The following is an 8,070-nucleotide window of genomic DNA, read 5'->3' as shown; positions in this document are numbered from 1 at the left end:
CCGCGGCAGGTAGTGCGCCTCGTCCTGCACGTCCTGCATGATCGCCAGCAGCGACGACGCCTCCGACCCGTACCTCTCCACGATGGCATCCACTTGCTTCAGCTCCATCAGGTGACCTCCTCGCGTGACCCGAACCCGCGCGCCATCAGGGCTTCTTTCCCTTGAGCTTCGCACCCTCGACGTACCCCGCCTTGAACGCCGCGACGTTCGCCGCGATGAACTTCGCCTTGCTCGCGAACTCCTTCTCGATCTCCTGCACGCACATGTCGTGCGACACGACGTCGGACCAGCCGACGTACGCGCCGAACATGACGAGGTTCGCGGCGCGCGCCGTGCCGGCCTTCGCGGCGATCCCGGCGGCATCGATGTACAGCACGGTGCAGTCGTCGCGGTTCGCCTGGATCGGGATGAGCGACGTGTTGACGACGATGAAGCCGCCCCCCTTGACCTTGTCGCCGAACTTCTCGAGCGACGGCTGGTTCATGACGAGCAGCGCGGCGGGCTTCGTGATGTACGGCGACCCGACCTTCTTGTCTGAGATGCACACCGTGACGTTGGCCGTGCCGCCCCGCATCTCCGGCCCGTAGGAGGGCAGCCAGCTGACCTCCTTGCCCTCCTCCAGGGCGGCGTGCGCGAGCAGCTTGCCGCTCAGCAGCATCCCCTGGCCGCCGAACCCCGCCATCAAGACCTCAGTTGTGGCCATGGGCGCCTCCCTTGATCTCGTCCGGGCGCTTCTTGATGCCCAGCGGGTAGTAGGGAACCATCTCCTTCTCGAGCCAGGAGGACGACTCGCGCGGCGAGAGGCCCCAGTTCGTCGGGCAGATCGAGAGCACCTCGACGAACCCGTAGCACTCGCCCGCCACCTGGTGCTCGAACGCCTCCTTGATGACCTGCTTCGCGCGGATCGTGGCCTCCGGCGTGTGGGACGCGACGCGCGCGACGAACGCGGGCGTCCTGAGCGACGCGATCAGCTCGGCCATGCGGATCGGGTAGCCGACCTCGTTCACGTCCCTCCCGGCCGGGCACGTCGTGGCCCGCTGGTTGGGCATCGTCGTCGGCGCCATCTGGCCGCCGGTCATGCCGTAGATCGCGTTGTTGACGAAGATCGTCGTGAACTTCTCGCCGCGGTTCGCCGCGTGGATGATCTCCGCCATGCCGATCGACGCGAGGTCGCCGTCGCCCTGGTAGGTGAAGACGATGATCTCCGGCCGCGCGCGCTTGGCCCCGGTCGCGACCGCCGGCGCCCGGCCGTGCGACGCCTCGAACATGTCGCAGTTGAAGTAGTTGTACGCGAGCACCGAGCAGCCCACCGGCGCCACGCCCACCGTCCGTTCCCGCAGGCCGAGCTCCGAGATCACCTCGCCGACCACGCGGTGGATCACGCCGTGCGTGCAGCCCGGGCAGTAGTGGGTCGGGAGCCTCGTGAGCCCGTCCGTGTAGGCGAAAACCTTCCTCATGCGTCCCTCCTCACTTGCCCTTCTTCCCGAGCGACTCGCGGATCCGGGCGACGACGTCCTCGACCGCCGGCACGATGCCGCCGGCCTTGCCGAAGAAGTCGATCGGCTTCGTCCCCTCGCCCGCCATGCGGACGTCCTCGAGCATCTGGCCCATGTTCATCTCGACGCACAGCACGCGCTTCGTCTTGTCCATGGCACCGCGCAGGTGCTCGTACGGGTAGGGCTTGATCGAGATCGGGCGGAACAGGCCGACGTCGATCCCCTCGGCCTTGAGCTCGTCGATGGCGGTCTTGCAGATGCGCGCCATCATGCCGAAGGCGGTGACGAGCAGGTCGTACTTGCCCTCGCAGTTGTACGTCTCCCACCTTTGCTCCGCGGCCGCGATGCGCCGGCTCTTGTCCTTGAGCTTCACGTTGTGCTCGTGGAGCTTCTGCGCGTCGAGGTACAGCGAGTTCACGATCCGGGTCGGGCGGCCCTTGCAGCCGGTCAGCGCCCAGTCGCCCGGATCGAGCGGCGGGCCGATCTCCTGGGCCGGGAACTCGACCGGCTCCATCATCTGGCCGATCATGCCGTCGCCTATCACCATCACCGGGTTGCGGTACTTCTCGGCGAGCTGGAAGGCGAGGATCACGAGATCGACCGCCTCCTGCACGGAGGACGGCGCGAGCACGACGAGATCGAAGTCGCCGTGGGCCGTCCCCTTCGTCGCCTGGAGGTAGTCGCCCTGCGACGGGAGGATGCCGCCCAGGCCCGGGCCGCCGCGCATGATGTTCACGATGACGACCGGGAGCTCGCACGCGGCGATGTACGAGATCCCCTCGGCCATCAGGCTGATGCCCGGCGACGACGACGTCGTGAGCACGCGCACGCCGACGCCGGCCGCCCCGTAGATCATGTTGCTCGCCGCGACCTCGCTCTCGGCCTGGATGAACTTGCCGCCGACCTCGGGGAGCCGCTTCGCGAGGTACTCGGGCACCTCGCTCTGCGGCGTGATCGGGTAGCCGAAAAAGTGGACGCACCCGGCGCGGATCGCGGCCTCGCCGATCGCCTCGTTGCCCTTCATCAATACCTTCGACATTCGGGCTCCTCCTAGTACGAGAAGAACTCGTATTGCGCGCCCTCGACCGACACCTCGATCGCAACGTCCGGGCACGAGATCGCGCACAGGCGGCACCCGAGGCACCGCGACTGGTCGACGACGGTGGAATACTTGTAGCCCTTGGCGTTGAGCCCGCTCGACATCTTCACGATGCCCTGCGGGCAGGCGTCGTTGCACCGCTCGCATCCCTTGCAACGCTCGATCATCACCTGAACTTTGGGCATGTCCTGACTCCTACGGCCTGAAGATCGGCTTGGTTCGCGCGGCGGGCAAAGGCTCGCCCTGCTCAACCGCATTATCGTCTTTTGTTGCCCGCTGCAACCACGGAGGCAACATGATCCGCTCGAGGCGGAGGACCGGCACCCCGAGGCCTAAAACACGGGGACTTTCGGCCAGTTCGCCCATCGCCGCGACGACCACGACCGGCCGTCCGCTCGCCCTCGAGACCTCGGCCGCGAGATTCACCCCTTCGACGACGATGTCGTCGGTCGTCTGCTCGATGAGGTGCGTGTTCACGATGTAGCCCGTGACCTCGAGCCGCGACGACTCCTCGATCCTGCGCTGCATCTCGAGGCACCCCGCGACCGTGCCGGTGAACGGCCTGCGCGCGTTGATCACCTGGAGGAGCGAGTACCTCCCCGCGCCGAGCGCCTCGTGGAAGGACGAGAGCATCTTCGCGCCCACGTCGTCGCCGCCCACGTCGAAGATCGAGAAGTCGTCGCCCTGGGGCTCGAGCATCGCCTTGATCTGCGGCACGACGATCGGGAGATCGGCGAACGCCTGGTCGCCCGGCGGGATCACGACGCGGATGCCGTGGGCCTCCATCGTCGCGCGCGCCTCGCGGCTGCGGAAGTACGGGTTGACGATGTCGAGGTCCGCGATCTGGACGCGCTTGCCGGACCGCGCGAGGCCGACCGCGAGGTTGACCGCGACCTCGGTCTTCCCGGAGCCGTAGTTGCCCACGATGATGACGAGCCTCTCGGGCGGTATCCAGGCGAGCGGTGACACGTCGATTGAGCTCCCGAGGTCGAGTTCGTGAAACGGCCCACGGGTGGCGTACGACGCCGCACGGCGCGGTTCCATGACAGGCATCATAAGCCGCGCCGATCCGGGGAGCGCGCCCGGCGCTCGCAAAGAAAAAGCCCGCGAAGTCTCCTCCGCGGGCCGGGGTGGGTATGCGGGGCGGGACGGGGCGTTACGCGGCCTCGGACTCTTCCTTGGACTTTCGGTTCCGACCGCTCGGACGCTTGAAGCGCTCGAGCTCGGCCAGCACCGCCTTGTCCTTGCGGAACGCCATGCGCGCCGCGTTGAGGACCGCCACGAACCGCGCGTAGCGCTCCTCCTGCCTCAGGCCGAACGTCTCGTGCAGGGCGAGGAACTGGCCCATCAGGGCGTCGTGCTCGGTGCGCTCGGCGAGCTGCGACTCGGCGTCGGATTTGAGCTGCTCGGTGCTCGCGCCCGGGAAGCTCCAGCCCTTGGCCAGGAGCAGTTGCACTAGGGCGAACAACATGTCCTCGAATGTCTTCGAGGGATAGAACGTTTTCTTCATCACAGACTCCTTCTTCCTTCTGTCCGCCCGCAGCGAACGATTCGAGAATCGCTCCTGCGGGCGGGGTTGTTCCGACCTTCCGGTCGGGTCTTTCTGCGGCCGCGCGCGTTTGGCCGTCGCTCAGGCCCTATTGCAATCGCGGTGCCAATGCGCTGTGCGCCCGATGAGCGCGACTGATCGGACTTGCATCACCGGCTGTTCCGCGTTGCAGTAGTAGATGTGTCGCGATGCAGTAGTGGCTGTTCCGCGTTGCAGTAGTGGCTGTGTCGCGATGCAGTAGTGGCTGTTCCGCTTTGCCACGCGACTGTTCCGAGTTGCAGTAGTGGCTGTTCCGCGCTGTAGTACTGGCTGTTCCGCGTTGCCATGCGACTGTTCCGCGTTGCAGTAGTGGCTGTTCCGCGATGCCACGCGACTGATCGGATCTGCCACTCTGTCTGTTCCGCGTTGCCACGCGACTGTTTCGCGTTGCAGTAGTGACTGTTCCGCGTTGCCACGCGACTGAGTGCCCGCGCTTCGCGTTGGATGATCGTCACCGTCGTCTCGTTCGGCGGATCGGCCCGGCATGTTCGGCGGTTCAGTGTGGTGGATCTTCACACGGTGTGGTGTGAAGACGACACCGGATCCTTTGAAATTGCACTGATCCTCATCCCCCTGTCTTTCCTTTTCTTGTATACTGACCCGCAATCGAACCCTTGAGAGCTTCTCGCAAAGGAGGAAGGAAATGTCCCAGCTCGTCAGACTGACGCTCGCTCTGTCCCTGGCGTTCGCGCTCGTCGGCTGCGGCGACGACGACGACTCGAACGGAGACGGCGGTACGGACACGGACACCGACACGGACACGGACTCCGACACGGACACCGACACGGACACCGATACCGACACGGACACCGACACGGACACCGACACGGACACCGACGGCGACTACTGGGTCGACGGCACCTGCCCGGGGCGGGTGTCCGAGTCCAGCCCGTGGACCCCGGCGTCCGCCGACTGCCAGGACGTCGTCTATGAGGGATGCTGCGACGACCAGCAGAACGTGATCTGGTGTGACGGCGACGTCCTCTACTGCAACCCCTGCGCGACGTTCGATCCGGCCCTGACCTGCAGCTGGGACGTGAACACGGACGGCTCCTACTACTGGTGCACCGAGACCGATCAGGGCGAGGATCCGAGCGGTATCTTCGAGGAGGAGTGCGGCGCCACGGACACGGACACGGACACGGACACCGACACCGACACCGACACCGACACCGATACCGACACCGACGCGGACGGCGGCGCGGCCGACGGCGGCACGGCGGACGGCGGCCTGGACGCCGGGAACTGAGATGCTCTCGAGGCTCGCACTCTCCCTGGCCCTGGCCGCGGCGCTCTCCGGCTGCGGCGACGACGACGGCGCGGACGGCGACGGCGGGGCGGACACGGATACGGACGCGGACTCGGACACGGATTCCGACTCGGATGCGGACACCGACACGGACACCGACACGGACTCGGATTCGGACGGTGACTACTGGGAGGACGGCACCTGCCCGGGCGGCGACGAGGTCGGTTGGATCCAGGCGTCGAGCGACTGCCAGGACGTCCCGTACGAGGGGTGTTGCGACGAGAGCGACAACGTCATCTGGTGCGAGGACGGCGCCCTCTACTGCCGGCCGTGCGCGACGTACGATCCGCCCTACACGTGCAGCTGGGACGTGAACGACGACGGCTCCTACTACTGGTGCACCGAGACGGACCAGGGTGAGGATCCGGCCGGGATCTTCCCTATAGAGTGCGGCGCCACCGACACGGACACGGATACGGATACCGACACGGACACGGACACGGACGCCGACGGCGGCGCTCCCGACGCCGGAGCGGATGCGGGCGACTGACCTCGGCCCCTTTTGTTTTGCGTTCGAAGGTCCGAGACCTTAAATTCTCACGCGATGATGCACGCAGTGACCAACGGGGCGTCGCCGAAAACCGGAACGCCCGCGATCGCCAGCCGCAAGCTGTGCGTCAAGTACGGCGATTTCGTCGCCGTCGACGGGCTCTCCTTCGAGATCGGCGTCGGCGAGTGCTTCGGCCTGCTCGGCCCGAACGGCGCCGGGAAAACGACGACGGTGGAGGCGTTCGAGGGGCTGCTTCGGCCTGCGGGGGGCGAGATCGAGATCCTCGGGACGCGCTGGCGCGGCGGCGGAGACAGGAAGCTCAGGCAGCGGATCGGCGTGGCGCTCCAGGAGACACGGTTCTCCGAGATGTTGACCGTGGAGGAGACCGTCCGCCTGTTCCGGAGCTTCTACGATTGCGGCCGCGACGTCGCCGAGGTGATCGCGCTGCTCGGGCTCGAGGAGAAGCGTCGCGCCCGCGTAGGCAAGCTCTCCGGCGGGCAGCGGCAGAGGCTTTCGCTCGCGTGCGCCCTGGTGAGCTCACCCGAGATCCTGTTCCTCGACGAGCCCACGACCGGGCTCGATCCGCAGGCGCGGCTGCGCATCTGGGAGGTCGTCGAGCGGTTCACGGCGGGCGGCGGCACCGTGCTCCTCACCACGCACTACATGGAGGAAGCGGCGCGCCTGTGCCAACGCGTCGCGATCGTCGATCACGGGAAGCTCGTCGCGCTCGACTCGCCCGAATCGCTCGTGCGAGCGCTCGGGGCCGAGGAGGTCATCGAGCTCGTGCCCGAGGGGAACGTCGACCTCGCGCCGCTCGAGGCGGTCGCGGGCGTCCGGCGCGCCATGCGGCGCGGACCGGTCATCGCGCTCGCGGTCGACTCGGTGACCGCGGTGCTCCCGGCGGTGCTCGCGGCGGCCGAGGCCGCGGGGATCCGGATCTCCTCGGTCTCGACGCACCAGGCGTCGCTCGAGGACGTGTTCGTCCACTTCACGGGCAGGGGGTTACGAGATGGCTGAGCCGCGAACGCCACGGCTTTTCCCCCTCTGGGAGCTCACGAAGGCGCGGATCCTCGAGTTCGTCCGCGATCCGTCGGCGATCTTCTGGGTCTTCGGCTTCCCGGTGCTGCTCGCGATCGTGCTCGGCGTCGCGTTTCGCGGGCAGGAACCCGAGCGACCGCGAGTCGCCGTGACGGGCCCGGGAGCGGCGGACGCGGCGCGCCGGCTCGAGGCGGACGGGCGCGTCGAGGTCGTCGACCTCGCGGACCGGGCGGCGGTGGACGCTTTGCGGCTCGGCCGCATCGATCTGCTCGTCGAGGCGGGCCGACGGGAGGCCCGAGCACCGGAGATCTCGTACCGCTTCGATCCCACGCGGCCAGGCGCCCGAGGCGCCCAGATGCTCGTCGACGACTCGATCCAGCGCTCCTTCGGCCGCGCGGACGTCGTGAAGGCCTCGGAGTCCCACGTCTTTGAGCCGGGAGGGCGATACATCGACTTCCTCCTGCCCGGGCTCATCGGACTGAACGTGATGGGCAGCTGCTTGTGGGGCATGGGGTACTCGATCGTCGACGCCCGGCGGCGGAAGCTCCTCAAGCGGTTCGCGGTCACGCCGATGCGGCGCGCGCACTTCCAGCTCTCGTTCATGCTCTCGCGGCTCGTGTTCCTCGCGGCGGAGGTCGCGGTGATCGTCACCTTCGGCTGGCTCGCGTTCGGCGTGAAGGTGCACGGCTCCATCGCCGCGCTCGGCGCGGTCGCGCTGCTCTCGACCTTCGCGTTCTCCGGGCTCGCGCTGCTGATCGCGGCGCGCACCGAGAGCACGGAGGTCGCGTCCGGCTGGATGAACTTCGTGCAGATGCCGATGTGGCTCTTCTCGGGGTCGTTCTTCGACTACTCGCGCTTCCCGGACGCCGCGCAGCCGTTCATCCGGGCGCTGCCGCTCACCGCGTTCAACGACGCGGCGCGGGCGATCGTGAACGAGGGCGCGTCGATCGTCGCCGTGGCGCCGCAGGTGCTCATCCTGTGCGCCTGGGCGGCCGTGAGCTTCGTCATCGCGATGCGGATCTTCCGCTGGCAGTAGGCGCTGAAAAGGTA

At 67.5% G+C, this 8,070-nt stretch carries 10 protein-coding genes; 4 read left to right on the top strand and 6 right to left on the bottom strand.

The window, feature by feature from the left end:
- Positions 1–145: 145 nt before the first annotated feature.
- From M0R80_07510 to M0R80_07485, 6 genes are all read right to left on the bottom strand, one after another.
- Positions 146–703: a 2-oxoacid:acceptor oxidoreductase family protein gene (locus tag M0R80_07510; GenBank protein MCK9459468.1), complete on the bottom strand. Its 558-nt coding sequence runs from the start codon at positions 701–703 to the stop codon at positions 146–148.
- The gene (locus tag M0R80_07505; GenBank protein ID MCK9459467.1) at positions 690–1,457 is read right to left on the bottom strand and encodes a thiamine pyrophosphate-dependent enzyme; all 768 of its coding nucleotides are present in this window, start codon (positions 1,455–1,457) and stop codon (positions 690–692) included. Before M0R80_07505 ends, M0R80_07510 begins: the two co-directional genes overlap by 14 nt.
- Before the next feature lie 10 nt (positions 1,458–1,467).
- The gene (gene vorB, locus M0R80_07500; GenBank protein MCK9459466.1) at positions 1,468–2,535 is read right to left on the bottom strand and encodes a 3-methyl-2-oxobutanoate dehydrogenase subunit VorB; all 1,068 of its coding nucleotides are present in this window, start codon (positions 2,533–2,535) and stop codon (positions 1,468–1,470) included.
- Positions 2,536–2,546: 11 nt separating this feature from the next.
- Positions 2,547–2,780, bottom strand: a complete 234-nt coding sequence (locus M0R80_07495; GenBank protein ID MCK9459465.1) for a 4Fe-4S binding protein — start codon at positions 2,778–2,780, stop codon at positions 2,547–2,549.
- A 10-nt stretch (positions 2,781–2,790) separates the two neighbouring features.
- Positions 2,791–3,639, bottom strand: a complete 849-nt coding sequence (locus M0R80_07490; protein MCK9459464.1) for a cobalamin biosynthesis protein CbiA — start codon at positions 3,637–3,639, stop codon at positions 2,791–2,793.
- Positions 3,640–3,751: 112 nt separating this feature from the next.
- Complete coding sequence (locus tag M0R80_07485; GenBank protein MCK9459463.1) at positions 3,752–4,105, bottom strand: hypothetical protein; 354 nt, start codon at positions 4,103–4,105, stop codon at positions 3,752–3,754.
- Between the two features lie 721 nt (positions 4,106–4,826).
- Between M0R80_07485 and M0R80_07480 the strand changes: the two genes are divergently transcribed.
- From M0R80_07480 to M0R80_07465, 4 genes are read left to right on the top strand one after another with little or no spacing between them, the layout of a single operon-like run.
- Positions 4,827–5,432 carry a hypothetical protein gene (locus tag M0R80_07480; protein MCK9459462.1) on the top strand — a complete coding sequence of 202 codons (606 nt, stop codon included), beginning with the start codon at positions 4,827–4,829 and terminating at the stop codon, positions 5,430–5,432.
- Between the two features lies 1 nt (position 5,433).
- Positions 5,434–5,982 (top strand): hypothetical protein, encoded by a 549-nt coding sequence (locus M0R80_07475; GenBank protein MCK9459461.1) that lies wholly within the window; start codon positions 5,434–5,436, stop codon positions 5,980–5,982.
- Positions 5,983–6,036: 54 nt separating this feature from the next.
- Positions 6,037–6,999 carry an ABC transporter ATP-binding protein gene (locus tag M0R80_07470; GenBank protein MCK9459460.1) on the top strand — a complete coding sequence of 321 codons (963 nt, stop codon included), beginning with the start codon at positions 6,037–6,039 and terminating at the stop codon, positions 6,997–6,999.
- Positions 6,992–8,056 (top strand): ABC transporter permease, encoded by a 1,065-nt coding sequence (locus tag M0R80_07465; protein ID MCK9459459.1) that lies wholly within the window; start codon positions 6,992–6,994, stop codon positions 8,054–8,056. Before M0R80_07470 ends, M0R80_07465 begins: the two co-directional genes overlap by 8 nt.
- The last annotated feature ends 14 nt before the right edge of the window (positions 8,057–8,070 follow it).

It is taken from the genome of Pseudomonadota bacterium, assembly GCA_023229365.1.
Taxonomy (GTDB): Bacteria; Myxococcota_A; Polyangia; order JAAYKL01; family JAAYKL01; genus JALNZK01.
Note: the sequence above shows the minus strand (reverse complement) of the source record. Positions and strands in the feature narration are given on the sequence as shown.